Annotated in this window: 25 protein-coding genes; 11 read left to right on the top strand and 14 right to left on the bottom strand. The window is 64.6% G+C overall.

Going from position 1 to position 26,606, the window contains the following annotated elements; all coding sequences use genetic code 11:
* Window positions 1–80: 80 nt before the first annotated feature.
* The 6 genes from odhB to sdhC form a co-directional block, all read right to left on the bottom strand.
* Complete coding sequence (gene odhB / locus IB275_RS11840; RefSeq protein WP_192295133.1) at window positions 81–1,313, bottom strand: 2-oxoglutarate dehydrogenase complex dihydrolipoyllysine-residue succinyltransferase; 1,233 nt, start codon at window positions 1,311–1,313, stop codon at window positions 81–83.
* Window positions 1,314–1,355: 42 nt separating this feature from the next.
* The gene (locus IB275_RS11835; protein WP_081516699.1) at window positions 1,356–4,187 is read right to left on the bottom strand and encodes a 2-oxoglutarate dehydrogenase E1 component; all 2,832 of its coding nucleotides are present in this window, start codon (window positions 4,185–4,187) and stop codon (window positions 1,356–1,358) included.
* Between the two features lie 250 nt (window positions 4,188–4,437).
* Window positions 4,438–5,145, bottom strand: coding sequence for a succinate dehydrogenase iron-sulfur subunit (locus IB275_RS11830; protein WP_045208028.1), 708 nt, complete (start codon window positions 5,143–5,145; stop codon window positions 4,438–4,440).
* An 11-nt stretch (window positions 5,146–5,156) separates the two neighbouring features.
* Window positions 5,157–6,929 (bottom strand): succinate dehydrogenase flavoprotein subunit, encoded by a 1,773-nt coding sequence (gene sdhA / locus IB275_RS11825; protein ID WP_045208031.1) that lies wholly within the window; start codon window positions 6,927–6,929, stop codon window positions 5,157–5,159.
* 3 nt (window positions 6,930–6,932) lie between these two features.
* Complete coding sequence (sdhD, locus tag IB275_RS11820; RefSeq protein WP_081517058.1) at window positions 6,933–7,301, bottom strand: succinate dehydrogenase, hydrophobic membrane anchor protein; 369 nt, start codon at window positions 7,299–7,301, stop codon at window positions 6,933–6,935.
* Window positions 7,295–7,681, bottom strand: coding sequence for a succinate dehydrogenase, cytochrome b556 subunit (gene sdhC, locus IB275_RS11815; protein ID WP_167523168.1), 387 nt, complete (start codon window positions 7,679–7,681; stop codon window positions 7,295–7,297). The genes sdhD and sdhC overlap by 7 nt, the downstream gene beginning before the upstream one ends.
* A gap of 354 nt (window positions 7,682–8,035) precedes the next feature.
* On the opposite strand from sdhC, the gene gltA reads away from it, so the two are divergent.
* A complete protein-coding gene (gltA, locus tag IB275_RS11810; RefSeq protein ID WP_192295132.1) occupies window positions 8,036–9,319 on the top strand; it encodes a citrate synthase in 1,284 nt (427 codons plus the stop codon).
* A gap of 161 nt (window positions 9,320–9,480) precedes the next feature.
* On the opposite strand, the gene IB275_RS11805 is transcribed toward gltA, so the two are convergent.
* From IB275_RS11805 to IB275_RS11795, 3 genes are all read right to left on the bottom strand, one after another.
* Complete coding sequence (locus IB275_RS11805; RefSeq protein ID WP_138216627.1) at window positions 9,481–10,086, bottom strand: START domain-containing protein; 606 nt, start codon at window positions 10,084–10,086, stop codon at window positions 9,481–9,483.
* A 124-nt stretch (window positions 10,087–10,210) separates the two neighbouring features.
* Window positions 10,211–10,465, bottom strand: coding sequence for a YkgJ family cysteine cluster protein (locus IB275_RS11800; protein ID WP_138216628.1), 255 nt, complete (start codon window positions 10,463–10,465; stop codon window positions 10,211–10,213).
* A gap of 21 nt (window positions 10,466–10,486) precedes the next feature.
* A complete protein-coding gene (locus tag IB275_RS11795; protein WP_192295131.1) occupies window positions 10,487–12,736 on the bottom strand; it encodes an alpha-glucosidase in 2,250 nt (749 codons plus the stop codon).
* Window positions 12,737–12,806: 70 nt separating this feature from the next.
* Between IB275_RS11795 and IB275_RS11790 the strand changes: the two genes are divergently transcribed.
* Complete coding sequence (locus IB275_RS11790; RefSeq protein WP_045208042.1) at window positions 12,807–13,148, top strand: DMT family protein; 342 nt, start codon at window positions 12,807–12,809, stop codon at window positions 13,146–13,148.
* Window positions 13,149–13,214: 66 nt separating this feature from the next.
* Here the strand turns inward: IB275_RS11790 and IB275_RS11785 are convergent, their stop codons facing one another.
* Entirely contained in the window at window positions 13,215–14,093 is an 879-nt protein-coding gene (locus IB275_RS11785) for an NAD(P)-dependent oxidoreductase (RefSeq protein WP_192295130.1), read from the bottom strand.
* A 103-nt stretch (window positions 14,094–14,196) separates the two neighbouring features.
* On the opposite strand from IB275_RS11785, the gene IB275_RS11780 reads away from it, so the two are divergent.
* Window positions 14,197–14,748: a 3'-5' exonuclease gene (locus tag IB275_RS11780; protein WP_045208048.1), complete on the top strand. Its 552-nt coding sequence runs from the start codon at window positions 14,197–14,199 to the stop codon at window positions 14,746–14,748.
* Between the two features lie 133 nt (window positions 14,749–14,881).
* Window positions 14,882–15,163, top strand: coding sequence for a pyrimidine/purine nucleoside phosphorylase (gene ppnP / locus IB275_RS11775; RefSeq protein WP_024765480.1), 282 nt, complete (start codon window positions 14,882–14,884; stop codon window positions 15,161–15,163).
* A 67-nt stretch (window positions 15,164–15,230) separates the two neighbouring features.
* Here the strand turns inward: ppnP and IB275_RS11770 are convergent, their stop codons facing one another.
* Window positions 15,231–16,148: a CobW family GTP-binding protein gene (locus tag IB275_RS11770; RefSeq protein WP_192295129.1), complete on the bottom strand. Its 918-nt coding sequence runs from the start codon at window positions 16,146–16,148 to the stop codon at window positions 15,231–15,233.
* Complete coding sequence (locus IB275_RS11765; RefSeq protein ID WP_192295128.1) at window positions 16,145–17,893, bottom strand: amidohydrolase; 1,749 nt, start codon at window positions 17,891–17,893, stop codon at window positions 16,145–16,147. The genes IB275_RS11770 and IB275_RS11765 overlap by 4 nt, the downstream gene beginning before the upstream one ends.
* A 112-nt stretch (window positions 17,894–18,005) precedes the next feature.
* On the opposite strand from IB275_RS11765, the gene IB275_RS11760 reads away from it, so the two are divergent.
* Window positions 18,006–19,052 (top strand): helix-turn-helix transcriptional regulator, encoded by a 1,047-nt coding sequence (locus tag IB275_RS11760; protein ID WP_192295127.1) that lies wholly within the window; start codon window positions 18,006–18,008, stop codon window positions 19,050–19,052.
* Window positions 19,053–19,109: 57 nt separating this feature from the next.
* Here the strand turns inward: IB275_RS11760 and IB275_RS11755 are convergent, their stop codons facing one another.
* Window positions 19,110–19,526: a VOC family protein gene (locus IB275_RS11755; RefSeq protein WP_192295126.1), complete on the bottom strand. Its 417-nt coding sequence runs from the start codon at window positions 19,524–19,526 to the stop codon at window positions 19,110–19,112.
* A 17-nt stretch (window positions 19,527–19,543) separates the two neighbouring features.
* Window positions 19,544–19,969 (bottom strand): YciI family protein, encoded by a 426-nt coding sequence (locus IB275_RS11750; RefSeq protein WP_045208059.1) that lies wholly within the window; start codon window positions 19,967–19,969, stop codon window positions 19,544–19,546.
* Between the two features lie 324 nt (window positions 19,970–20,293).
* On the opposite strand from IB275_RS11750, the gene IB275_RS11745 reads away from it, so the two are divergent.
* The 6 genes from IB275_RS11745 (at window position 20,294) to IB275_RS11720 (ending at window position 26,601) form a co-directional block, all read left to right on the top strand.
* Entirely contained in the window at window positions 20,294–20,761 is a 468-nt protein-coding gene (locus tag IB275_RS11745; protein WP_045208063.1) for a YbaK/EbsC family protein, read from the top strand.
* 255 nt (window positions 20,762–21,016) lie between these two features.
* The gene (locus tag IB275_RS11740) at window positions 21,017–22,240 is read left to right on the top strand and encodes an SfnB family sulfur acquisition oxidoreductase (RefSeq protein ID WP_192295125.1); all 1,224 of its coding nucleotides are present in this window, start codon (window positions 21,017–21,019) and stop codon (window positions 22,238–22,240) included.
* A 9-nt stretch (window positions 22,241–22,249) separates the two neighbouring features.
* Window positions 22,250–23,623, top strand: coding sequence for an LLM class flavin-dependent oxidoreductase (locus tag IB275_RS11735; protein WP_192295124.1), 1,374 nt, complete (start codon window positions 22,250–22,252; stop codon window positions 23,621–23,623).
* Window positions 23,623–24,288: a methionine ABC transporter permease gene (locus IB275_RS11730; RefSeq protein ID WP_192295123.1), complete on the top strand. Its 666-nt coding sequence runs from the start codon at window positions 23,623–23,625 to the stop codon at window positions 24,286–24,288. The genes IB275_RS11735 and IB275_RS11730 overlap by 1 nt, the downstream gene beginning before the upstream one ends.
* A 128-nt stretch (window positions 24,289–24,416) precedes the next feature.
* Window positions 24,417–25,187 carry a MetQ/NlpA family ABC transporter substrate-binding protein gene (locus IB275_RS11725; protein WP_192295122.1) on the top strand — a complete coding sequence of 257 codons (771 nt, stop codon included), beginning with the start codon at window positions 24,417–24,419 and terminating at the stop codon, window positions 25,185–25,187.
* A 178-nt stretch (window positions 25,188–25,365) separates the two neighbouring features.
* Window positions 25,366–26,601 (top strand): SfnB family sulfur acquisition oxidoreductase, encoded by a 1,236-nt coding sequence (locus IB275_RS11720; protein WP_192295121.1) that lies wholly within the window; start codon window positions 25,366–25,368, stop codon window positions 26,599–26,601.
* The last annotated feature ends 5 nt before the right edge of the window (window positions 26,602–26,606 follow it).

The following is a 26,606-nucleotide window of genomic DNA, read 5'->3' as shown; positions in this document are numbered from 1 at the left end:
TCTCAATCCTTATTCCGGTGAAGCGGACGGCCCCTTGCGGGGCCGTCGTGTAGTACGGGGCCGTCGTGTGAACTGACGTATCAGACGTCGAGCAGCAGGCGAGCCGGATCTTCCAGCAGATCCTTCATGGTGACCAGGAAGCTTACCGCTTCCTTGCCATCGATCATGCGGTGATCGTAGGACAGCGCCAGGTACATCATCGGCAGGATCACTACCTGGCCATTAACGGCCATCGGGCGTTCCTGGATCTTGTGCATGCCGAGGATGGCGGTCTGCGGCGGGTTGACGATCGGAGTCGACAGGAGGGAACCGAATACGCCACCGTTGGAAATGGTGAAAGTACCACCGGTCATGTCTTCGATGGACAGCTTGCCGTCTTTGGCTTTCTTGCCGAAGGTGGCGATGCCGTTCTCGATCTCGGCCAGGCTCATGAACTCGGCGTTGCGCAGAACCGGTACGACCAGACCGCGGTCGCTGGAAACTGCTACACCGATGTCCTGGTAGCCGTGGTAGACGATGTCGTTGCCGTCGATCGAGGCGTTGACGCCCGGGAAGCGCTTCAGGGCTTCGGTGGCGGCCTTGACGAAGAAGGACATGAAGCCCAGGCGAACGCCGTTGTGCTTCTTCTCGAACAGGTCCTTGTACTTGTTGCGCAGGTCCATGATCGGCTTCATGTTGACTTCGTTGAAGGTAGTCAGCATGGCCATGGAGGACTGGGCTTCGACCAGGCGCTCGGCAACCTTGGCGCGCAGGCGGGTCATCGGAACGCGCTTCTCGACGCGGTCGCCGGCGGCGAATACCGGAGCAGCAGCGGCAGCCGGAGTAGCTGCCTTGGCGGCCGGAGCAGCAGCCGGGGCGTTCTTCTTGGCTTCAACGGCGGCTACGACGTCTTCCTTGGTCACGCGACCGCCCTTGCCGGTGCCGGCCAGGCTGTTCGGGTCGATGCCGTTCTCTTCGGCCAGCTTGCGGGCGGCCGGCGAGAGGATGTTGTCGTCGCCAGCGGCGGCGGCCGGGGCAGCAGCGGCCGGAGCGGCAGCCGGAGCCGAGGCAGCAGCCGGAGCGGCGGCGGCAGCACCGCCTTCGCTCAGCTTGCCCAGCAGTTCGTTGGAGAGAACGGTGTCGCCTTCGTTCTTGACGATCTCAGCCAGGACGCCGTCGGCCTCGGCCAGTACTTCGATCACGACCTTGTCGGTCTCGATGTCGACGATCAGTTCGTCACGCTTGACGGCTTCACCGACCTTCTTGTGCCAGGTTGCGACGGTGCCGTCGGCAACCGATTCCGGGAAGGTTGGGGCTTTGATTTCGATAGCCATTATGTGTGTTTCCTTAAATTCGGTATCAACTGCGCGTTGGCGTTAAACGGTGAAGGCGTCCTGCAGCAGTTTTTCCTGCTGCTCGGCGTGCATCGAAGCGTAGCCGCAAGCCGGAGCTGCCGAGCCTTCGCGGCCCGCGTATTCCAGGTTGAGACCTTTCTTGTGCGCGGCGATGACACGACGCATGTGGTGCTGCGAGCAGAACCAGGCGCCCTGGTTCATCGGCTCTTCCTGGCACCAGACGATGTGCTTGAGGTTCTTGTACTGCGACAGCACCTCGGTCAGATCATCTTCCGGGAAGGGATACAGCTGCTCGATACGAACGATCGCGATGTTCTCGAGACCTTCGGCACGACGCTTCTCCAGCAGGTCGTAGTAGACCTTGCCGCTGCACAGCACGATGCGGTCGACTTTCTTCGGATCCAGGCTGTCGATCTCGTTGATCACAGTCTGGAACGAACCGTCGGCCAGATCTTCCAGGGTCGAGATGGCCAGCTTGTGACGCAGCAGCGACTTCGGAGTCATCACGATCAGCGGCTTGCGCAGCGGACGGATCACCTGACGACGCAGCATGTGGTAGACCTGAGCCGGAGTAGTCGGCACGCAGACCTGGATGTTCTGCTCGGCGCACAGCTGCAGGTAACGCTCCAGACGCGCGGAGGAGTGCTCCGGACCCTGCCCCTCGTAACCGTGCGGCAGCAGCATGGTCAGACCACACAGACGTTGCCACTTGGTTTCGCCGCTGGTGATGAACTGGTCGATCACGACCTGTGCACCGTTGGCGAAGTCACCGAACTGCGCTTCCCACACCACGAGTGCATCCGGGGTGGTGGTGGCGTAGCCGTATTCGAACGCCAGTACAGCTTCTTCCGAGAGGTAGGAGTCGTACAGGCTGACGCGCGGCTGGCCGTCGAACAGGTTGGCCAGCGGGATGTAGACCGAGTCGTCCTTCTGGTTGTGCAGCGCCGCGTGGCGGTGCGAGAAGGTGCCGCGGCCGACGTCCTGACCGGTCATGCGGACCGGGTGACCTTCGAACAGCAGGGTGGCGTAGGCCAGGTTCTCGGCGAAGCCCCAGTTGATCGGGAAGCCACCGGCAGCCATCTTGGCGCGGTCTTCGTAGATCTTCTGTACCTGACGCTGCATGACGAAGCCGTCCGGGGTTTCCAGCAGCTTGTTGGACAGGTCCTGGAGGGTCTTCAGGTCGCAACGGGTGTCGTGACGGGCGGTCCAGGCATGGCCGATGTACGGACGCCAGTCGACGAAGAGCTCCTTGTTGGGCTCCTTCACCAGGCTCTTCACCACGTGCAGGCCGTTGTCGAGAGCGTCGCGGTATTCGTCGACCTTCTCCTGGGCCTGCTCGGTGGTCTGCACGCCAGCGGCGATCAGCGCGTCGGCATACAGGTCACGGGTGGTGCGCTGCTTGGCGATCTGCTGATACATCATCGGCTGGGTGCCGCTCGGCTCGTCGGCCTCGTTGTGGCCGCGACGACGGTAGCAGACCAGGTCGATGACCACGTCACGCTTGAACTGCATGCGGTAATCGATGGCCAGCTGGGTCACGAACAGGACCGCTTCCGGATCGTCGCCATTCACATGGAAGATCGGCGCCTGGATCATCTTCGCCACGTCGGTCGCGTACTCGGTGGAACGAGCATCGTCCTGACGGCTGGTGGTGAAGCCGACCTGGTTGTTGATCACGATGTGGATGGTGCCGCCCGTCTTGTAAGCACGGGTCTGCGACATCTGGAAGGTTTCCATGACCACGCCCTGCCCCGCGAAGGCGGCATCGCCGTGGATGGAAATCGGCACGACCTTGTCGCCGCTGCCGTCTTTGCGACGGTCCTGGCGAGCGCGTACCGAGCCCTCGACCACCGGGGAAACGATTTCCAGGTGCGAGGGGTTGAACGCCAGGGCCAGGTGGACTTCGCCGCCGGTGGTCATGACGTTGGAGGAGAAGCCCTGGTGGTACTTCACGTCACCCGAGCCCAGTTCGACCAGTTTCTTGCCTTCGAACTCGTCGAAGAGGTCGCGCGGGTTCTTGCCCAGGGTGTTGACCAGGACGTTCAGACGGCCACGGTGGGCCATGCCGATGACGATTTCCTTGACGCCGTAGGAGCCGGAGCGCTGGATGATCTCGTCGATCATCGGGATCAGGCTCTCGCCGCCTTCCAGGCCGAAGCGCTTGGTGCCCGGGTACTTGGTGCCCAGGTACTTTTCCAGGCCTTCGGCAGCGGTCAGGCGCTCGAGCAGGTGGGAACGGGCGTCGGCGGAATACGTCGGACGGCCGCGCACGCTTTCAAGGCGCTGGGCGAACCAGTGGCGCTGCTCGGAATCGACGATGTGCATGAACTCGGCGCCGATGGTGCTGCAGTAGGTCTGCTTCAGCGCATCGATGATTTCACGCAGGGTCGCTTCTTCCTTGCCGATGTAGAGCTCACCGGTACGGAAAGTAGTGTCGAGGTCTGCAGCGGTGAGCCCGTAGTGTTCGAGCGACAGATCGGAGGGAGCGGTACGCACCCAGAGACCCAGCGGATCGAGCGATGCTGCCTGATGTCCACGCAGACGGTATGCCAGGATCAGACGCAGGACTTCAACCTGCTTTTTCTCGTGCTCGGTGCTTACGCTGCCAGCGGAAACAGGCGCAGCGCGGCGCTGGTTCTTGGCCAGGAGTACGAAATGATCACGGATAGAGGAATGCGAGACGTCGGGGGCAGGATTGCCGTCGGCGGGGAGCTTCTGGAAGTACGTGCGCCACTCTTCTGGCACAGCGTTCGGGTCGTGCAGGTAGAGCTCGTAGAGCTCTTCGACGTAGGCAGCGTTTCCACCGGATAGATGGGCACTGTTCCACATCCGCTGCATTACGCTTTCGTGCATGCTTGGTCACCCTCGGTAAGGGGACTCCACCTGTGGAATCTCTGGCGCGAAGTCATACACAGCGACTTCAAGCCACCGATCCCCGCAGATAGTCCGGGTACCAGCCCGGATGCCCCTGCTGGTCATATATACGTTTTCAAAACAGGACCCCCGCTTTGTGGGCTTGGGTCCTAGGGACTGTACCGCCGGAAAATGTTCCGGCGGTACAGGTGTCGCTCTTGCAATGATCTTTGGGCGCGAGGCCCTTGGATCAAGTGCCGCTCTGCAGCAGCATGTTACGGATGTGACCGATTGCCTTGGTGGGGTTCAGACCCTTCGGGCAGACGTTCACGCAGTTCATGATCCCGCGGCAGCGGAAGACGCTGAACGGGTCATCCAGGCTCGCCAGGCGCGCCTGAGTTTCGGTGTCACGGCTGTCGGCCAGGAAGCGATAGGCTTGCAGCAGTGCGGCGGGACCCAGGAACTTGTCGGGGTTCCACCAGAACGACGGGCAGGAGGTCGAGCAGCAGGCGCACAGGATGCACTCGTACAGACCGTCCAGCTTCTCGCGCTCTTCCGGGCTTTGCAGACGTTCGATGGCCGGCGCTGCATATTTGTTCTGCAGGAACGGCTTCACGCTCTCGTACTGCTTGTAGAAGATGCGCATGTCGACGACCAGGTCACGGATGACCGGCAGGCCGGGCAGCGGGCGAATGACCAGCTTGCCGCCCTTCAGGCCAACGGCCGACAGGGGGGTGATGCAGGCCAGGCCGTTCTTGCCATTCATGTTCATACCGTCGGAACCGCACACGCCTTCACGGCAGGAACGACGGTAGGAGAAGCCCTCGTCCTGTTCCTTGATCAGCGCCAGCACGTCCAGGACCATGATGTCCTTGCCGTCGGTATCGACCTGGAAGTCCTGCATGTAAGGTGCAGCATCCTTCTCAGGGTTGTAGCGGTAAACACTCACTTGCAACATGGCGGGCACCCTTAGTAAGTACGAACCTTGGGTTCGAATGCCGGAACAGTTTTCGGCGCGAAGTTGACGGCACGCTTGGCTACACGCTTCTCACCCGGGAAGTACAGGGTGTGGCACAGCCAGTTCTCGTCATCGCGCTCCTCGAAGTCTTCACGGGCATGCGCGCCGCGGGACTCTTTGCGGGCTTCTGCCGCAATCGCAGTGGCTTCGGCCACTTCGAGGAGGTTCTGCAGTTCCAGCGCTTCGATACGCGCCGTGTTGAATGCCTGGCTCTTGTCGTTGATCTTGACCGCAGCGATACGCTCACGCAGATCAGCCAGCTGAGCGATACCTTTCTGCATGTATTCGCCGGTACGGAACACACCGAAGTAGTTCTGCATGCAGGATTGCAGCTCGCGCTTGAGCGGAGCGACTTCTTCGCCGCTGGTGCGCTCGTTCACGCCGTTCAGGCGCTTGAAAGCGGACTCCAGGTCGGACTCGGAAGCCTGGCGGTGCTCGATACCATCCTTGAGCGCCTTCTCCAGGTGCAGACCGGTGGCACGACCGAACACAACCAGGTCGAGCAGCGAGTTGCCGCCCAGGCGGTTGGCGCCGTGTACCGATACGCAAGCCACTTCGCCTACAGCGAACAGGCCTTCGATGATCTGCTCGTTGCCGTTGGCGTCCATGGTCAGGGCCTGGCCATGGATGTTGGTGGCAACGCCGCCCATCATGTAGTGGCAGGTCGGGATAACCGGAATAGGAGCGACAACCGGGTCAACGTGGGCGAAGGTCTTGGACAGTTCGCAGATGCCAGGCAGGCGGCTGTGCAGAACTTCTTCGCCGAGGTGGTCGAGTTTCAGCAGTACGTGGTCCTTGTTCGGGCCCACGCCGTTGCCGGCGATTACTTCCTTGACCATGGAACGGGCAACCACGTCGCGGCCGGCCAGGTCTTTCGCGTTCGGAGCGTAACGCTCCATGAAACGCTCGCCATGGGCGTTGATCAGGTAGCCACCTTCACCGCGGCAACCTTCGGTGACCAGTACACCAGCGCCGGCGATGCCGGTCGGGTGGAACTGCCACATCTCGATGTCCTGCACCGGCACGCCAGCGCGCAGGGCCATACCGATGCCGTCACCGGTGTTGATCAGGGCGTTGGTGGTGGAGGCGTAGATACGGCCGGCACCGCCAGTGGCCAGGACCACGGCTTTGGAGCGGATATAAACGGTGTCGCCGGTTTCGATGTCGATGGCGATGACGCCAACCACATGACCGTCCTGGTTCTTCACCAGGTCAACCGCGTACCACTCATTAAGGAAGGAAGTACCGCTCTTCAGGTTGGCCTGATAGAGAGTATGCAGCAGGGCGTGACCGGTACGGTCGGCCGCGGCGCAGGTACGGGCAGCCTGGCCACCCTTGCCGAAGTCCTTGGACTGGCCACCGAACGGACGCTGGTAGATGCGGCCCTGCTCGGTACGGGAGAACGGCAGACCCATGTGTTCCAGTTCGAACACGGCTTCCGGGCCGACGGAGCACATGTATTCGATAGCGTCCTGGTCACCGATGTAGTCGGAGCCCTTGACGGTGTCGTACATGTGCCAGCGCCAATCGTCGTTCGGGTCGGCCGAAGCGATGGCGCAGGTGATGCCGCCCTGGGCGGATACGGTGTGCGAACGGGTCGGGAAGACCTTGGTCACCACGGCAGTCTTGTGACCGCCCTGGGCCAGTTGCAGCGCAGCGCGCATGCCGGCGCCGCCACCCCCAACGATGATGGCGTCGAAGGAAAGAGTACGAATGCTAGCCATGGATCAGTTACCCCAGAGAATCTGCACACCCCAGACGAAGAATGCGAACATGGCCATGCCGCATACCGCCTGGACGAGGAAACGCACGACGGTCGCGGACTTGCCCAGCGCCATCGGAGTCAGGTAGTCGGTAGTGATGGTCCACATACCAACCCACGCGTGCACGCTCAGGGAAACCAGCGTCAACAGGCTGAAAATCTTCATCAGGCTGTGGGAGAACAGACCATGCCACTCGGTGTAGGTAATACCCGGGTGGGCGATCAGGAAGCCCAGCAGGAAGAGAACATAAGCCGCGAGAACGACCGCGGAGACGCGCTGGACCATCCAGTCATAGAGACCCGAACGCGACAAGTTAGTGACGTTAGTTACCATACCCATACCCCCGCCAGAACGATCAGCACCACTGCGACAGCGATGACGATTTTCGAACCACGCTTACCGCCTTCCAGCGTTTCGCCAATACCTGCGTCCATGACGAGGTGACGAATACCGGCTACCAGGTGGTACAGGAGCGCAGACAGCAGGCCCCAGATCACAAGCTTGACCAACGGATGGGTCAGACACGCCTTCACCTGCTCGAAGCTTTCTTCCGAAGCGAGGGAACGATCCAGTGCGAACAGCAGCACTGCGATGCCCACGAACAGAATGACGCCAGAGATGCGGTGGAGAATCGACGTGTAAGCAGTGATAGGGAGTTGGATGGTCCTTAGGTCTAGGTTTACGGGTCGTTTGCTATTCACGGCTTTTTTCACACTGAGAGCCCTTCTATGAATCAGGGCTAGTTGTCGGGAGGTGCACTTGTCAGGTACCCATCACCTTCGGGAGTGACAACCACCAATCAAGCGAGGCCGGACGGCCCTTGGCGGCTGGTCGCCGAGTATAGACAGTTAGGCTCCTAATGACAACGGAAAGACCTTCACCTAAGGACTAATTGCCGCACCCCCCAAAAAGGCGTAAACAGGCAAATTTTTCCGGCAAAACAGGGGCTTGGAGGAGCCAAACTTCTCCGATTGTGCAAATTGACATTCGGATTTATCTCTCTATAGTGGTGCGGGCCCTGCGTGGGGGGTCGTACAGATGATTTCAAGCATAAATAGGAGGCCATCATGGCTGACAAAAAAGCGCAGTTGATCATCGAGGGCGCTGCCCCCGTCGAACTGCCTGTCCTCTCCGGCACGCTGGGTCCCGATGTTGTCGACGTGCGGGGCCTGACCTCCACGGGTCACTTCACTTTCGACCCCGGCTTCATGTCCACCGCCTCCTGCGAGTCGAAGATCACCTACATCGACGGTGATAAAGGTGTACTGCTGCATCGCGGCTACCCGATCGAACAGCTCGCCGAGAAGTCCGACTACCTGGAAACCTGCTACCTGCTGCTCAACGGCGAACTTCCGACTGCCGAGCAGAAGGAAAAGTTCGTTGGCACCATCAAGAACCACACCATGGTTCATGAACAGTTGAAGACCTTCTTCAACGGTTTCCGCCGTGATGCGCACCCGATGGCCGTGATGTGCGGCGTGATCGGTGCCCTCTCCGCCTTCTATCACGACTCCCTGGACATCAATAATCCGAAGCACCGGGAAGTCTCGGCGCATCGTCTGATCGCCAAGATGCCGACCATCGCTGCCATGGTGTACAAGTACTCCAAGGGCGAGCCGATGATGTACCCGCGCAACGACCTGAACTATGCAGAAAACTTCCTGCATATGATGTTCAACACCCCTTGCGAGACCAAGCCGATCAGCCCCGTGCTGGCCAAGGCCATGGACCGCATCTTCATCCTGCACGCCGATCACGAGCAGAACGCTTCCACCTCCACCGTGCGCCTGGCGGGCTCCTCGGGCGCCAACCCGTTCGCCTGTATCGCCTCGGGCATCGCTGCCCTGTGGGGACCGGCTCACGGCGGTGCCAACGAAGCCGTTCTGCGCATGCTGGACGAGATCGGTGACGTGTCGAACATCGAGAAGTTCGTGGCCAAGGCCAAGGACAAGAACGATCCGTTCAAGCTGATGGGCTTCGGCCACCGCGTGTACAAGAACTTCGACCCGCGCGCCAAGGTCATGAAACAGACCTGCGACGAGGTTCTCCAGGAGCTGGGCATCAACGACCCGCAACTGGAACTGGCCATGAAGCTGGAAGAAATCGCCCGCCACGATCCCTACTTCGTGGAGCGCAACCTCTATCCGAACGTGGACTTCTACTCCGGCATCATCCTGAAGGCCATCGGCATTCCGACCAGCATGTTCACCGTGATCTTCGCCCTGGCACGTACCGTGGGCTGGATCTCGCACTGGCAGGAAATGCTTTCCGGTCCGTACAAGATCGGCCGCCCGCGCCAGCTGTACACCGGCGCCACCGAGCGCAACTTCGTGGACCTCAAGGCCCGCTAAGCGCTACGGCGTACGAGAAAAGGCCGCCTTCGGGCGGCCTTTTTTATTGCCGCGGGCAAGGCCTCGCCTTCCTGCAGGAGAGAGCCTCACCGACGCGCCACGACAGGAACGAAAAAGCCGCCCGAAGGCGGCTTTTTCATGAAGGGGAACGTCAGCGTCTGTTACTTCTCGGCAGCGCTGCGCAGGCCCTTCAGGGTGTTCATCGGCGCATCGACCACGAAGCTGTTGGCCAGCCAGGACGGGATGCTGCCACCCGGCTCGGTCTGCACCTGGTAGGTCACTTCGGTCACGCCGGCGCCCTTGGGGACCAGCTTCCACTCGCCGATCAACTTCGGCACGCGGATTTCGCCCTTCTCTTCGGGGATATAGGTCGGTTCGGCTTTCAGATGACGGATCAGGCCGCCGTCGGCAGTCTTCTCGGTGGTCACATGGATCACCACGTCGCGGCCGGTCACCGGCCAGGGCATGTCGATCTTCGAGTAGGTCCAGGAATTGTCGCCTTCGGTTTTCAGCAGGCGCATTTCGGCGCAGGCGTGGATCCACTTGCAGGAACCGGCCACGTCTTCCTGCAGGGCGTTGATCTTGGCCACATCGGCCTTGATGTCGACGACGCCACGGTAGGCCTTGTACTTGGAGCCGGCCACAGGGCTGAGGAAGACCTTCACGCCGTCTTCTTCCTTCTCCAGCTTCCAGTCTTCCGCCAGGGCAGTGCCGGCAAAGCCCATCACGGCAGTGGCCAGCAGGGTCATACGCAATACACCACGCATCGTCTTACCTCTCTTTATTCTTGATCTTGTGGGGGCAGCAAACGCCGCCGCCCCGTCGCAATCCGCGGTCTTGAGCGGGTCGGGGCATCAGTATGGACCGCGAAAACGTGACTTCCAAGTCACATCAGGCAGCGGTAATGCGTTCCCACTCGGTGAGGATCTGCAGGGCCTGCTCGTTGCTGCTGCCGCAGGCGTCGGCGTCCGCCTCGAAGGCCGCACAGACCTTTGGACGCCGAGAGTCGCCGAATAGTTTGCACAGATTGCGCTCATCCAGTTGCACGCAGCGCACGCCCGCCGGCTTGCCGTCAGGCATGCCGGGGATGGGCGAGGAAATCGACGGCGCTATGCAGCAGGCGCCACAGCCGATACGGCATTGCATGGATGAACTCTCTACTCGACTTCAAGGATTGGAGCGCAGCAGCCTCTGCTCGCGCAGTGCCGCCACCAGATGCTCGCCCTCGGCGGAGCCAGCGCGGTAGAACACCGCCGGCTCGCCAATGGGCGCGGGGACTTCGACAGAACCGCCAGAAGCCACCGCGAAGGTGCTGCCACTCCACAGATGCACCCAGCGGCCCTCGGGCAACGCCACGCTCAGACGCTGCACACCGGGCTCCAGTACCGGGGCCACCAGAAATTGGTCGCCGAGCATATAGCTCGTCGGCGTTTCCGCCAAGCTGGCCGGATCAGCGGGGAACTCCAGCCAGAGCGGGCGCACCAGCGGCCAGCCATGCTGCGCCGCCTCGTCCATCAGGCGCTGACGGTACGGCGCCAGCTCACGAAACACCGTGGCGAAGCGCTGCAACTGCGCCACAGTGGCCGGCGTGCTGTAGGCCTGCACGTTGTCGTCCGGGCGATTGCCCTCGTGGGTGCGCAGCAGGCTGGTGAAGGCGGAGAACTCCATCCAGCGCAGCAGCAGCTCCTCGCTTCGGTGGTAGTTCCTGATCGGGCTGCTGATGGTGGTGTAGCCCCCGGTATCGCTGTGGTTCAGGCTGAATCCGGATACACCGCCCGACAGCAGTCCCAGCAGCGCGCTGTGCAGACCGTCGTCGGCATCCCAGGTCACCAGCTGGTCGCCCAGCCACATGCTGGTGGTCAGGCCGGGGCTGTGACTGTAAGCGGAGCGCATGAAGAACAGCAGGTCGCCGGCGCCCTCCTCGTCCACCAGTTGCCGGTTCAGCTTCGCCCACAGCTCCGGATAGCGATTGTGCAGAGCCGCAGCCGGCTCGCCGGATGCCAGCTTCGCCTCGTAAGGCAGCGCTTCGCCGAAGTCCGCCATCCAGCCGGAGAAGCCCGCGCCAAGCATTTCGTCGTGCATCACCCCGCGCAGCCAATCAGCCGCCTGCGGGTTGGTGAGATCAACCAGGCCGGCGCTGAAACTGGTGTTCTGCAACAGCAGCGGCTGCCCTTGTTGATCCAGGGTCAGATAGCCGTGTTCCAGCGCCTCGCGATAGAGGTTACGGGTCGCCCCGCCCTTCTCCGCCGTATCCACCAGGAAGGGATTCACATAGGCCAGACTGCGAATGCCCTTGGCCCGCAGTTCAGTGTTGAACGCCAACCAGCCCGGATAGCGTTCGCCATCCAGCACCCAGTTCCACCACAGCTGCTTGCCGAAACTGGTGGTGCGCTGGCCGACCCAGTCCTGCACCCAGACGCCGGCCAGCGGCACCTTCGCCTGCTCGAATTGCCGGACGATGCCGCGCACACGCTCGGTGCCGCCCTGCAGCCCGAGGATCGCGCCCTGCTGGGTCCAGGCCGGCAACGGCGGCATGCGCCCGACCACCGAGGTGTGCGCCTCGATCAACGCCTTGGGGCTGCTGCCTTTATAGATGTGCGCCTGGAGCTTGCCAGCATGCACCTCCAGCGCCACGCGCTGCTCGTCGCGCAGGTCGAAGACCTGGTACTCCGGCGCCTCGCTGAAGAAGCCATGCAGCCGTGAGGTGAGATAGAAAGGCACCGGCGCGTAGGTGGTCCACCAGTCGCCACCGGCGCGGGCACTGAGGTCCGCGGCCAGGGTGATCGGTTGCAGACCGCGCCCCACGCCCTGCTCCTGCACTAGGATCGGCAGGCGGCGCCCGCTCAGATCGAAGCGGGTGAACTGCTCGCCGAAACCATGGAACTGTTCGCCCGCCTCCCGCGCCCACGCTAGGTAAAGACGGTTCAACGCCGGATCATTCAGGCTCACGTCCATCACCACGCCGCGCTCGCCGTCGGCGCGCAACGAGAAGGTATAAGGAGCCTGCCGGCCATCGGCACAACTGAGCGTACCGGCGATCAGCAGCGTGTCCGCTTCAGCGTGCACGGAGTCCAACTGTTGCTGGCGACACAGCAGCTCGCGGTGTTCATGGACGAACATCGCGCCGCGATGCTCTTCGGCGTCCACACGACCGATACCCGCGGCCAGGAATCCGCCACGGGTCTGCCACAGCGTCTGCGCGGGATGTTCGCCCGCGCGCAGGGCGAAGGACGCACCGTCCCACTCCAGGCGATAGTCACCCAGCGGCCAGATCTGCCCGCCAGCCATGGCCGGCGCCACCGTCAGCTGCGCCCAGACCGGCCGCTGCTGCCACCACTGCCACCCTTTCCAACCACCGAACGCCAATACCCCCAGCGCCAGCAACGCTGCCGTTCCCCGCAATACGAACCTGATCAATATCCGCCCCTTGGCTGTCGCGTCGCGCATCCACTAGGCTCAGGCGCAGTCCCCTTCTGGAGCCGCTGCCATGCCGGTCTGGCTGCAAACCGCGTTTCTTCTGTCACTCTCCAACCTGTTCATGACCTTCGCCTGGTACGGCCACCTGAAAACCCTGAGCAGTAAGCCGTGGATCATCGCGGCGCTGGTCAGCTGGGGCATCGCACTGTTCGAATATCTGCTGCAGGTGCCGGCCAACCGCATCGGCTACACAGTGATGTCGGTGGGGCAGCTGAAGATCATGCAGGAGGTCATCACGCTGGCGGTTTTCGTACCGTTCAGCGTGTACTTCATGCAGCAGCCACTGAAGCTCGACTATCTATGGGCCGGCTTGTGCCTGCTGGGCGCGGTGTACTTTATCTTCCGCGCCTGAGGCGATCAGGAGCGGCGCACGACGATCTCTGCGACCGATGGCGCCACCTGAGGGGGAGAAAGCGGATCAGGCCTCGGGCGAGTCCTGAAGACGGGTGATCAGGCTGGAAGTGTCCCAGCGCCCGCCGCCGGCGGCCTGCACCTCGGCGTAGAACTGGTCGACCAGCGCCGTGACCGGCAACTGCGCGCCGTTGCGGCGAGCCTCATCCAGGACGATACCCAGGTCCTTGCGCATCCAGTCCACCGCAAAGCCGAAGTCGAAGCGACCTTCCAGCATGCTCTGGTGACGATTCTCCAGTTGCCAGGACTGCGCGGCGCCCTTGCTGATCACCTCCATCGCCGCCATGCCGTCGAGGCCGGCGCTCTGGGCGAAGTGCAGCGCCTCGGACAGCCCCTGCAGCAGGCCGCCGACACAGATCTGGTTGACCATCTTGGTCAGCTGGCCGCTGCCCACCGGGCCCATGCGCCGCACCATGCGCGAATAGGTGGCGATCACCGGCTCGGCGCGGGCGTAAAGGTCAGCGTCGCCGCCGACCATCACCGTCAACGCACCGTTCTCGGCGCCGGCCTGGCCGCCGGAAACCGGCGCATCGAGGAAGCCCAGCTCGCGCTCGGCCGCCGCCACCGCCAGCTCGCGGGCCACTTCGGCCGAAGCGGTGGTGTGGTCCACCAGCACGGAGCCGGGCTGCATGCCGGCCAGCGCTCCATCCTCGCCCAGCACCACGCTGCGCAGGTCATCATCGTTGCCCACGCAGCACATCACGAAGTCAGCCCACTGCGCGGCCTCGCGCGGGGTCTGCGCCGAGCGGCCGCCGAACTGCTTGACCCACTGGGCGGCGCGGCTCGCAGTGCGGTTGTAGACGCACACCTCGTGCCCTTCGCGCGCCAGATGCCCGGCCATGGGATAACCCATCACACCCAGGCCGATGAAAGCCACTTTCGCCATCGCAGTCCCCTTGTCCGATCAAGTCGCTCAGCCTAGCACAGCGGTTTGCCGGTCCCGCAAACGCCTTCCATACTCGATTCGAACCCAACCACGAGCACCGACTATGCCCCACTGGCTGGTGATCGACCTGGAAGCCACCACCGAGGAAGGCGGCTGGCCGGTCGAGGAAATGGAGATCATCGAGATCGGCGCGAGCCTGGTAGCCGAGGCCGACGGCCGCGAGCTGGACCATTTCCAGCGTTTCGTCCGCCCGCAGCGACGCCCGCTGCTGACGACCTTCTGTCGCGAACTCACCCACATCACCCAGGCCAACGTCGATGCCGCCGCCCCGCTGCGCGAGGTCTGGCCGCAGTTCGAGCGCTGGCTCGCCCAGCACAGCCCGCGCCTGGCCGGCTGGACCAGTTGGGGCGACTACGACCGCCACCAGCTGGAACTGGAATGGCGCCGCCAGCACCTGGACAGCCACCTGTCCCGCGTCCCTCACGTCAACCTCAAGCAGCGCTTCGCCCAGGCCCGTCAGCTCAAGCGCCAGGTCGGCCTGAACGCCGCGCTGCACCTGGCCGGCCTGCATTTCCAGGGTCAGCCGCACCGTGCCCTGGAAGACGCCCGCAATACCGCCCGCCTGCTGCCGCTGACCCTGCCCGTCGCCGGCTGAAACCGCCGATCCATCGTCGATTCAGCGCCGACCTTGCACTGACCGCACGGTCGCCTGCGCCGCTCTAGTGACGGGGCCTGCGGCCTTGGGCATACTGGCGGGCCCTTTTTCACCCCTCTAGCAGGAGAAGCCCATGTTCAAGGTCAACGAGTACTTCGACGGCACCGTCAAATCCATCGCCTTCGACATGACCGCAGGCCCCGCCACCATTGGCGTGATGGCTCCCGGCGAATACGAATTCGGCACCAGCCAGCTGGAGGTGATGCACGTCGTCGCCGGCGCGCTGACCGTCAAGCTGCCGGGCAGCGACAGCTGGGAAACCTTCGAAGGCGGCAGCAACTTCACCGTGCCGGCCAACAGCAAGTTCCAGCTGAAAGTCGCCCAGGACACCGCCTACCTCTGCGAATACCGCTGAGTTCGGCGCGTCGTGAGAAACCGGCCCTGGTGGCCGGTTTTTTGTTGTCTGCGCTTTGGCAATGCTCCTACGAAAAGCAGTTGTGCAGACCGCCTTCAAGATCCGCCCGCAACCCCGCATCCTTCTCGGCAATGAACACCAGCCGCGAGCCCTGCGCCGCCTCGATCGCAGTGGCCGGGCGGAGCTGATAGCGCCCGCCGACATATTGCAGCCACACCGTATCGCCCTGTCCCGCCAGGCGAATCAGCCCCTTGAGGCGCAACAGACCGCGTGGCAGTGCCTCCAGCCATTGTTTCAACCGCGCGCCGTCGAAGGCCGTATCGCCCTGCCAGCTCCAGCTGTCGAACAGGTCGCCATGGTCGATGCCTTCCTGCCCATGGGGCCGCAGCTTGCGCGACGGCTCACCTAGCAGCAGCTCATCGGGAATCTGCGCCTGGATAGTTTCCAGCACCCGCGCGCCCCGGCCGAAGCGCTCGCGCTGGCTGGCGCGCTCGTCGGCGTCCAGCAGGTCGCATTTATTCAGCAGCAGCAGGTCGGCGGCGGCGGCCTGCATGCGTTCCAGTCGCGCATACTCACCTTCCAGCGGTTCCCGGCGGGCAGCATCGACCACGGTGAGCACCGCATCCAGATGCAGGCGCCTGCGCAGTTTCGGGTAACCCAGCGTCTGCACGATGCGCTGCGGGTCGGACACCCCGCTGCACTCGATCACCACCTGTTCCAGCGGCGGGTGCATGGTCGCCAGGCGCTCCAGCTGCGCCAGCAGGTCGTCCTGCACGCTGCAGCAGATGCAGCCGTTCTCCAGGCTGTACACGGCCTCGGTCTGCTCGGCGATCATGCCGGCGTCGATGTTCAGCTCGCCGAAATCATTGACGATCACCGCCAGGCGCCGGCCTTCGCAGCGTTCCAGCAGGTTGCGCAGCAGCGTGGTCTTGCCCGCGCCGAGAAAGCCGGCAACCACCGTCACCGGGATGCTCGCGGCGTTCATGCGTTGACGCCTTCGATGCGCGGCGGCTCGCCCTGCCACACCGCCGCCAGGGCCGTATCGCTGAACTGGCCGAGACGGTCGTACACCGGGCGGCCTTCGACGAAGGTCAGTTGCACCTCGGTGCGGTGGATGAAGTTGCGCGCCGGCTGCTCGAACAGGTTGCGGTCGAGCACGATGAAGTCTGCCGACTTGCCCGCTTCCAGGCTGCCGGTGAGCTTCTCCAGGCCCATGGCATAGGCACCATTGAGGGTCGCCACGCGGATCGCCTGCTCCAGGCTGATCGGCTCGCCGAAGCAGGCCGGGTCGTCGTTCCACGGGTTTTGCCGGGTGACCAGGGTTTCCAGCGCCAGCCAGGGGTCGATGGACGCCACCGGCCAGTCGGTGCCGAACACTGCGATGCCGCCGGCGGCCAGCACGCCCTTGAAGTCGTAGATGCGCTTCAGCCGATCCGTGCCGTAGCCCGAACGCGCGCCGCTGGCGAAGGGCGTTGGGTACCAGGCTGCCGGGGAGAACTCGGCGATCACTTCCAGCTCGCGGAAGCGCTTGAGGTTGCTCGGATGCAGGATGGTGCTGTGCGCACACTGGTGGCGCACGCCGCTGAAGCCATTGCGCCGGCGCGCCTCGGCCACTGCGTCGAGGAACACGTCGGACGCCGCATCGCCAGTACAGTGGGCGATGACGCGAATGCCGCGGCTATCCATGTCCACCACCATGTCGGTGATGTGCTCGGGCGTCAGGTTGAGCTTGCCGCGCCAGGCGTCTTCGCCCGGCCAGGGTGTAATAAGGAAGGAGGAGCGCGGCTCGACGGTACCGTCGAAGTGGAACTTCACAGCGTTCGCCGACAACCGTGCGCTGCGATAGTAGTGACGCTCGCCGCTGAGCAGCTCCCAGCGGCGACGCACCGGGAAGATGTCGTCCTGCCAGCTGATCGCCGCTTCCACACGCAGGGTCAGTTGGCCGGCATCGTCGAGGTACTTGAGGGCGTCCAGGCGGTTCTCGCAGACGTGCAGGTACTTGGCCGCCGTGACGCCGCGCGAGCTCTGGAAGTGCACACCCTCGCGGTAGGACTGGCGCAGTACCTTGGCCGGGGTCGGCGGCATGGCGGCGTGGATCAGCGCATAGGCGCCGTCGATCATCAGGCCGTTGGGCTCGCCGGTCAGCTCGTCGCGCTCCAGGTAGCCGTTGCGCGGGTCGGCGGTGCTGGCGTCGATGCCGGCCAGTTCCAGCGCGCGGGAATTGACCATCATGGTGCCCCACATGCGGTCGAGCAGCGCCACGGGGCGATCCGGCAGGATGCTGTCGAGCCACTCGCGGCCCGGCTTCAGCCCGGCTTCGCGGAAGGTGTAGCGCACCCAGTACTGGCCGTAGACCCAACCGTCACCGGGGTGGCTGGCGGCGTAATCGAGGATGGCTTTTGCAAGCTGCTCCGGGGTCGGGTCCTCGATGCCGACGTCGAGGTCGTCGGCGTAGCGCGGGTTCAGCGCCAGGTCCGGGTGGGTGTGCATGTCGTGCAGGCCGGGCATGCAGAACGCGCCTTCGAGGTCGCGCACCAGGGTATCCGGGCCGATCAGGTGCTCCATATCCTCCCGGCAGCCCACCGCCAGCAGCCGGCCATCGCGGATGGCCATGGCCTCGGCCCAGGGCTGGGCGGGGTCGAGCGTATAGACGCGGCCGTTGTGCAGCAGCAGTTCGGCGAAGCGGTCGGTGGGGGAATTGGAGGAGCGGAAGCGGTCCGGAGCGGTCATGGGAAGCCCTTGTTGTTCTTGTCCGTGGAGGCAGTATAGGGCTCGGCTTTCGATCACCGACTAGCATAAGATGACAACTCACTAGCACCAGACAACAGCTTGAGCCTACCTGATGCCCACCGCGTCCTTCGACATCGATTACGCCGCCCGGCAGCTGTTCCGCCACTTCCTCGACGAGTGGCGCGCACGCCCCTCCCTGCCGGCGCTGGCCCCCCTGCTGGGTGGCCTCGGCCTGCCCAGCAACAGCGAAGCGGCGGCTGCCGAGATGAACTTCGCCCGCTATTACCGGCTGCTGCAGCAGGCCGCCGGGCTGCTTGGCCCGAGTGACTTCTTCCTGCGCCTGGGCCAGCGCTACAACCTCTATGACCTGGGGGTGATCGGCTACGCGTTGATCAGCGCGGCCAACCTGCGGCGCTCCTGGGACATTTCCCTAGGCCAGCCGTCGAGCCTGATGCCACACCCGATCCACACCCACCGCGAGGAAGTCGGCGAGCACATCCGCCTGACGCTGCAGCTACCGCCCTTCAGCGAGGTGGAGCGCATCGCCCTCTGCGAGGAGTGGCTGAGCAGCACCTGGCGCTGGCTGTGCCAGCGCCTGCCGGACCTGGAGGCCTGCGCCGGCATGCAACTGCACCTGCCCTACCCGCCGCCGGCCCACGCGGCCCTGTACGGCGAACTCTTCCCCGGCCCCTGCCAGTTCAATGCCGGGCAGGCCGAACTGTGGATGCCGAAGGCCTTCCATGACCAGCCCTTCTCCACCGCCAACCCGTCGGTGAGCAGGCTGTGCCAGGCGCAGGGTGCGGCGACTTTGGCCAGCTTCGAGCGCGGCTCCGCGCTGCCGGACGATGTGCGCTACTACCTGCTGCAAAACGCGCGTATCCCGCTGCCGGACCTGGAGCAGACCGCCGCCTGGCTGCGTCTGCCGCCGCATACGTTGCAACGCCGGCTGCGCGAGCACGGGCTGACCTTCAAGGGAATAGTGCTGGAGGTGCGGATGGCGCTGGCCCAGCGTTATCTGCTGGCCAGCCGGATGGCGCTGCAGGAAATTGCCTTCCTGCTCGGCTATGAGCACGTCACCAGCTTTCACCGGGCCTTCCAGCGGTTCACCGGGACGACGCCGGAGCGGTTCCGCGCCGACGCCGGGAAGGACTCCCTGTAGGAGCGGGCCATGCCCGCGATCGCGCCCATGGGGCGCTCCTACAGGGAAATGCCGGCGTCAGCCTTCCTTCTCGCAATTGATCATCCACGGCACCCCGAAGCGATCTTCCACGGCGCCGAACAGCTCCGCCCAGAAGGTCTGTTCCAGCGGCATGGTGACCTTACCGCCCTTGCCGAGAGCTTCGAAGAGGCGCCGCGCCTCGGCCTTGGTATCGACGTTGAGGGTGATCGATACGCCCTTCACGCCCTCGTACTGGCCGCATTGCGGCGAGGCGTCCGAGCCCATCAGTACGTGGCCGTCCACCTCCAGGCGAACGTGAATAACACGGTTCTTCAGTGCCTCGGGCATGTCTTCGCAGCCCGGCGCGTCGGAGAAGCGCATCAGTGCCGGCAATTCGGCGCGCAATACTTCGGCGTAGTAACGGAAGGCTTCTTCACAGTTGCCGTCGAAGACCAGGTAGGCATTCATCAACATGGCGGTGTGCTCCAGGCTCAGGATTTACTGGCGATTTCGGCGCGCAGGCGTTCTTCCTGTTCGCGCAGTTCCGGGGTGAATTCGGCGCCGAAGTCCTCGGCCTCGAAAATCTGCCGGATCTCGATCTCGGACTCGCCGTCGAAGGGATTGGGCGAGCGTCTGACCCAGTCGATGCACTCCTGCAGCGACGCGGTCTGCATGATCCAGAAGCCGGCGATCAGCTCCTTGGTCTCGGCGAACGGACCGTCGATCACCTGCCGCGACGCGCCATCGAAGCGCACCCGCGCCCCCTTCACGCTGGGGTGCAGGCCTTCACCGGCCAGCATCACGCCGGCCTTCACCAGTTCCTCGTTGTAGGCCCCCATGGCGGCGAGCAGCTCTTCCTTGGGCATCACACCGGCTTCGGAGTCGGCGGTGGCTTTGACGATCACCATGAAACGCATGGTCTTTCTCCTCTTGTTGTCATTTTCAGCGTGGCGGCCGGTTGCTTCCGGTTCCTGACGAGTAGTCGAAGGGCGTGAAGGCAGATCGACAGGCCGCGCGAATTTTTTTCGTGCGGGGCGACGGGGGCTCTGAGCATAGGCCGGCGATCGCCATGGCGCTGCGAGCGGGCCGTGGATTCACGGCCGGCCATCAGGGCCGGGAGCGAGTTCAAGCTTCGCGCGGACCTGCCGCCCTGCCGGCACTGACAGACGAATGGCTGACTGGACAGCCTCCGCCGCGCTCCCTAGATTCAGTCCTTTTCGCACGACACGGAGCATCGCCCCATGAGCCTGGAATCGGTTCGCGCCTTCTTCGCCGAAAAGGCCCCCGACATCGCCATCATCGAGCTGGAAACCAGCACCGCCACCGTCGCCCTGGCCGCCGAGGCCCACGGCGTCGAGCCGGGCCGCATTGCCAAGACGCTGTCCCTGCGCGTCGGCGAGCGCACCGTGCTGGTGGTGGCCCGCGGCGATGCGCGGCTGGACAACCGCAAGCTCAAGGAAGCCTTCGGCGGCAAGGCCAAGATGCTTGGCGCCGAGGATGTGGTGGCGCTGACCGGGCATCCGGTGGGCGGCGTCTGCCCGTTCGGCCTGGCGACACCCTTGCCGGTGTATTGCGATGTGTCGCTGCAGGCGTTCGACGAAGTGCTGCCGGCGGCCGGCGCGGTACACAGTGCCGTGAGGATCGAGCCGCAGCGCATGGCGCAGCTGGTGGCGGCGGATTGGATCGATGTTTGTCAGGAATTGGCCTGATCGTCGCGCCCCAATGGAATCGCCGGCCCTGCCGGCGGATCGCGGGCAGGGCCCGCTCCTGCACCCTGTTCCTGAAGTGTTGTTCCAGCAACACACGCCCAACACTTTGCTGTTCACCCAGCGCCGCAACTGTTGGGAATAACCAACAAAGCATTGATTTAAAAGGACTTTATTTTACGGCACAGCTTGTGCAGTGACTCAGTCAGACAGACCCGAACGCCGGGTCGATTCATCTGCCGAGGTCGCTGTACTGCCATGCCACAACTCCCCGAATCCGCCCATTACGACATCCGCGAGCCCAACGCGCAGCGGATCGGCTCCGATGCGCAAGCCATCGAAGTCGCCCATAAGGTCGCCGCGTTCCTGCTCGAAGGTGCCGCCGAGCGCGACCGCAACCGCGTCGTCCCGCCCGAGGTCGTCGAGGTCTACTCCAACAGCGGCCTTTGGGGCATCACCGTGCCCCGCGAGTTCGGTGGCGCCGAGGTGTCCTACGCGACCCTCGCCGAAGTCATCGCCATCGTCTCCGCCGCCGATCCGTCGCTGGGTCAGATTCCGCAGAACCACTACTGCCTGCTGGAAGACATCCGCCTGCAGGGTAGCGACGAGCAGAAGCGCTTCTTCTTCGACCTCGCGCTCAAGGGCAACCGCTTCGCCAACGCGCTGTCGGAAACCGGCGGCAAGAACGTCCAGGACATCCAGACCCGCCTGCGCCACGACGGCGACAGCGTGCTGATCGAAGGCCGCAAGGGCTACTGCACCGGCTCGCTCTACGCCCATTGGATCGGCGTGCTCGGCCTCGACGAGCAGAACAACGCCCAACTCGCCTTCGTCCCGCGCGGCACGCCGGGGCTGGTGATCGTCGACGACTGGGCCAGCATCGGCCAGCGCACCACCTCCAGCGGCACCGTGCTGGTGGAAGGCCTGCGCGTTCCGGCGTTCAACGTCTTCCCCACGCACCGCTCGTACGACGTGCCGACCCTGGCCGGCCCGTTCGCGCAGATCACCACCGCCGCCATCGACGCCGGTATCGCCCGCGCCGCGCTGCGCGACACCATCGCCTTCGTCCGCGAGCAGGCACGCCCGTGGATCGACGCCGGCGTGGAAAAGGCCAGCGAAGACCCGCTGACCATCATCCAGGTCGGCGAACTGGGCATCCGCATCGAAGCCGCCGACGCCCTGCTGGAACGTGCCGGAAAGGTGATGGACGTCGCCCGCCCGGCGCCGGACGAAGACAGCGTGGCCCGCGCCTCGGTCGCCGTGGCCAAGGCCAAGGTGCTGACGACCGAGGTCGCCATCGAGGCCTCGAACAAGCTGTTCGAACTCGGCGGGACCCGCTCCACCCTCGCCCGCCACGGCTTCGACCGCCACTGGCGCAACGCCCGCGTGCACACCCTGCACGACCCGGTTCGCTGGAAGTACCACCTGGTCGGCAACTGGCTGCTCAACGACAAGCGCCCGCCGCGCCACGACTGGAACTGAGGACGCGCGATGAGCAAGCAGATCCGCCTCAACGCCTTCGCGATGAACTGCGTCGGCCACCTGTCACCCGGCCTCTGGCGCCACCCGCGCGACCAGCAGGCCGCGCGCTACACCGACATCCACTACTGGATCGAGCTGGCGAAAACCCTCGAACGCGGCAAGATCGACGGCCTGTTCCTCGCCGACGTGCTGGGCGTCTATGACGTCTACCACGGCAACGCCGACGCGGCACTGCGCGCCGGCGCGCAGGTGCCGGCCAACGATCCGCTGCAGATCGTCCCTGCCATGGCCGCGGCCACCGAGCACCTGGGTTTCGGCATCACCGCCTCGGTGTCCTTCGAGCACCCGTTCCCCTTCGCCCGGCGTATCTCCACGCTGGACCACCTGACCCGTGGCCGCGCCGGCTGGAACATCGTCACCTCTTACTTGAACAGCGGCGCGCGCAACCTGGGGCTGAAGCAACAGCTCAACCACCAGCAGCGCTACGCCCTGGCCGAGGAGTACCTGGAAGTCTGCTACAAGCTCTGGGAAGCCAGCTGGGACGACGACGCAGTGGTGGCCGACCGCGCAAGCGGCGTCTACGCCGACCCGCGCAAGGTGTACCCCATCGAGCACAAGGGCGAGCACTTCGAAGTACCCGGCTTCCACCTGAGCCAGCCGTCGCCGCAGCGCACTCCGGTGCTCTATCAGGCGGGCGCATCGAGCCGGGGCAAGGCGTTCGCCGCCGGCAATGCCGAGTGCGTGTTCGTTGCTGCGCCGACCAAGCGCATCCTCCGCGACCAGGTGGCTGACCTGCGCCGCCTCGCCGTCGAAGCCGGCCGCGAACCGAACGACGTGCTGGTGCTGAACCAGCTCACCGTGATCGTCGCACCGACCGACGTGGAGGCCCTGGCCAAGCTGGAAGACTACCGCCACTACAGCGACCGCGAGGGCGCCCTGGCGCTGGTCTCCGGCTGGACCGGCATCGACTTCGGCCAGTACGCACCAGACCAGGTATTGCGCCATGTACAGAGCGACGCGATCCAGTCCGCAGTGGATGCCTTCAGCGCCGCCGACCCGGAGCGCCAGTGGACCGCCGCCGAGATCGCCGACTACTGCGCCCTGGGTGGCGATGGCCCGCTGCTGGTGGGTTCGCCGCAGACCGTGGCGGATCAGTTGCAGGCCTGGGTCGAGGAAACCGACGTCGACGGTTTCAACCTCTCCAGCCTGGTGGCGCCGGAAACCTTCGTCGACATCGTCGACCTGCTGGTGCCCGAGCTGCAGGCGCGTGGGCTGTTCAAGCGCGAGTACGAACAAGGCACCCTGCGCCACAAGCTGTTCGGCCAGGGCGACCGCCTGCGCACGCCGCACCGTGCGGCGAAACTCAGACGAGGTAGCGCCTGATGGACGGCTGGTTCCGCAACCTCGACTGGCACGATCTCACCCAGGCCTGCCTGGATACTCTCGCCATGCTCGGCGGCGCGCTGGCCTTCACCGTCCTGCTGGGCCTGCCGCTGGGTGTGCTGCTGTACCTCACCGGCAAGCGCCAGCTGCATGCCAGGCCCGGCCTGTACCGCGCGCTCTCGGTGGTGGTGAACATGCTGCGCTCGCTGCCATTCATCATCCTGCTGATCGTGCTGATCCCGGTCACCACGCTGATCACCGGCACCTCGCTGGGCGTCGCCGGCGCGATTCCGCCGCTGGTGGTGGGTTGCACGCCGTTCTTCGCGCGGCTGGTGGAAACCGCCCTGCGCGAAGTCGACCGCGGCCTGGTGGAAGCCACCCAGGCGATGGGCGCCAGCACCTGGCAGATCATCTGGCACACCCTGTTGCCGGAAGCGCGCACCGGGCTGATCGCCGCCGTGACCGTCACCGCCATCGTGCTGGTGGACTACACCGCGATGTCCGGCGTGATCGGCGGCGGCGGCCTCGGCGACCTGGCCATCCGCTTCGGTTACCAGCGCTTCCAGACCGACGTGATGATCATCACCGTCTCCCTGCTGATCCTGCTGGTGCAGGCCCTGCAGATGAGCGGCGACCGTCTCGTCGTGCGCTACACCCGGCGCTGAATTCCCCGCCCACTCCCCGCCCGGGAGCGGCACCTGTGATCCACCCGCCGGCAGCCGGGCCCCGCTGCCATCAAGGCCCCACGTCCACACCACGACGGCCCACCCACTACTGCCCAGGAGCAATACCCATGAAAAAGGCCATCGCCATTCTGGCGGCCGTCGTCGCCTTCTCCGCCCAAGCGGGGGAGAAGCTAGTGGTCGGCGCCACCCCGGTGCCCCACGCCGAGATCCTCGAGTTCGTCAAACCGGAGCTGGCCAAGGAAGGCGTCGACCTCGATATCAAGGTCTTCACCGACTTCATCCAGCCCAACCTGCAGCTCGCGCAGAAGAACCTCGACGCCAACTACTACCAGTACCGTCCCTTTCTCGATGACTTCAACAAGACCCGCCACACCGACCTGGTGCCGGTGGTAGGTATCCACATCGAGCCCTTCGGTGCCTACTCCACCAGGTACAAGTCCCTTGCCGAGCTGCCCGACGGCGCCAGCGTGGCCATCCCCAATGACCCGGTGAACACCGGCCGCGCGCTGGTGCTGCTGGCCGAGAGCGGCCTGATCAAGCTCAAGGACCCCAGCAACCCGCAGTCCACCGAGCGCGACATCACCGACAACCCCAAACACCTGAAGATCCGTGAGCTGGAAGGCGCCCTGCTGGCCCGTGCGGTGAAGCAGGTGGACCTGGCGTTCATCTTCGCCAACTACGCACTGGAAGCCGGCATCGACACCAAGAGCGCGCTGATCGTGGAGAAAGGCAAGGACCTCTACGCCGAGTTCCTCGTCGCCCGCCCGGACAACATCCAGGACCCGGGCATCCAGAAGCTGGCCAAGGTGCTGAATTCGCCGGAAGTCCGCCAGTTCATTCTCACCCGCTACAAGGGCGAGATTGCTCCCGCCTTCTGATGGGGGTTCGGGCGCGGGGGCGAATCACCCTCTCCCCCCGCCCTCTCCCGCAAGCGGGAGAGGGAGCCAAAAGCCCGCCGGCTGACACATCTGTTTCAACGCGCACGGATAGTCCCCTCTCCCTTCAGGGAGAGGGTTAGGGAGAGGGAATCCCAGCTCCACAACCACAGGAAATCGCATGACCAACGAATCCGCACCCAAGGACCTTCGTGACCAGGCGCCCCGGCAACTCCCGGCGCGCCGCATCGACAACGACGCCCAGGCCATCGACGCCGCCCACGAAGTGGCCCGCCTGGCGAAACCCGGCGCTGCCGCCCGCGATCGCGAGCGCGCACTGCCCTGGCGCGAGCTGGAGCACTTCACCGCCCAGGGCCTGGGCGGCATCAGCATTCCCCGCGAGTACGGCGGCGCGCAGGTCTCCTACGCCACCCTGGCCGAAGTCTTCCGCGTGATCTGCGCCGCCGACCCGGCGCTGGGGCAGATTCCGCAGAACCAGTTCGGCCTGCTCAACGTGATCGACAACGTCGCCAGCGACGTGCAGAAGCGCGTGCTGTTCGGCGGCGTACTCAACGGCCGGCGCATCGGCAATGCCGGCCCCGAACGCAACACCCGCAACACCCTCGAACTCAAGGCGCGGCTGCTGCGCGACGGCGAGCACTTCCGCGTCAGCGGCGAGAAGTTCTACTCCACCGGCGCGCTGTTCGCCCACTGGGTCGCGGTGAAGGCCATCGACGAGGAAGGCCGCGCAGTGATGGGCTTCGTCGAGCGTGGCGTGGAAGGCCTGCGCATCGTCGACGACTGGTCCGGCTTCGGCCAGCGCACCACTGCCAGTGGCACCGTGCTGCTGGACAATGCCCCCGTTGCCGGTTCGCTGGTGATCCATAACGGCCGCCTCGCTGACGTGCCGAACATCCAGGGCGCCGTCTCGCAACTGATTCAGGCCGCCATCGATGCCGGCATCGCGGCGAACGCCCTGGAAGACGCCATCGACTTCATCCGCACGCGCACCCGCCCCTTCATCGATGCCAACGTCGAGCAGGCCAGCGAAGAGCCCTTCACCATCGCCGAGATCGGCCGCCTGAAGGTTGAACTGCACGCCGCCGAGGCGCTGCTGGAGCGCGCCGGCCATGTGCTCGACGAAGTCAGCGCGCGCCCCATCGACGACGAGTCCGCTGCCCGTGCCTCCATCGCCGTGGCCGAGGCCAAGGTGCTGACCACCGAGGTCAGCCTGGCCGCCAGCGAAAAGCTCTTCGAGCTGGCCGGCAGCCGCGCCACCCTTGCCGAATTCAACCTCGACCGTCACTGGCGCAACGCCCGCGTGCACACCCTGCACGACCCGGTGCGCTGGAAGGTCCAGGCGGTCGGCGCCTACCACCTCAACGGCGCCCGCCCCGCGCGTCATTCCTGGATCTGAGGAAC

The organism is Pseudomonas sp. PDM21 (assembly GCF_014852505.2).
Taxonomy (GTDB): Bacteria; Pseudomonadota; Gammaproteobacteria; order Pseudomonadales; family Pseudomonadaceae; genus Pseudomonas.
Note: the sequence above shows the minus strand (reverse complement) of the source record. Positions and strands in the feature narration are given on the sequence as shown.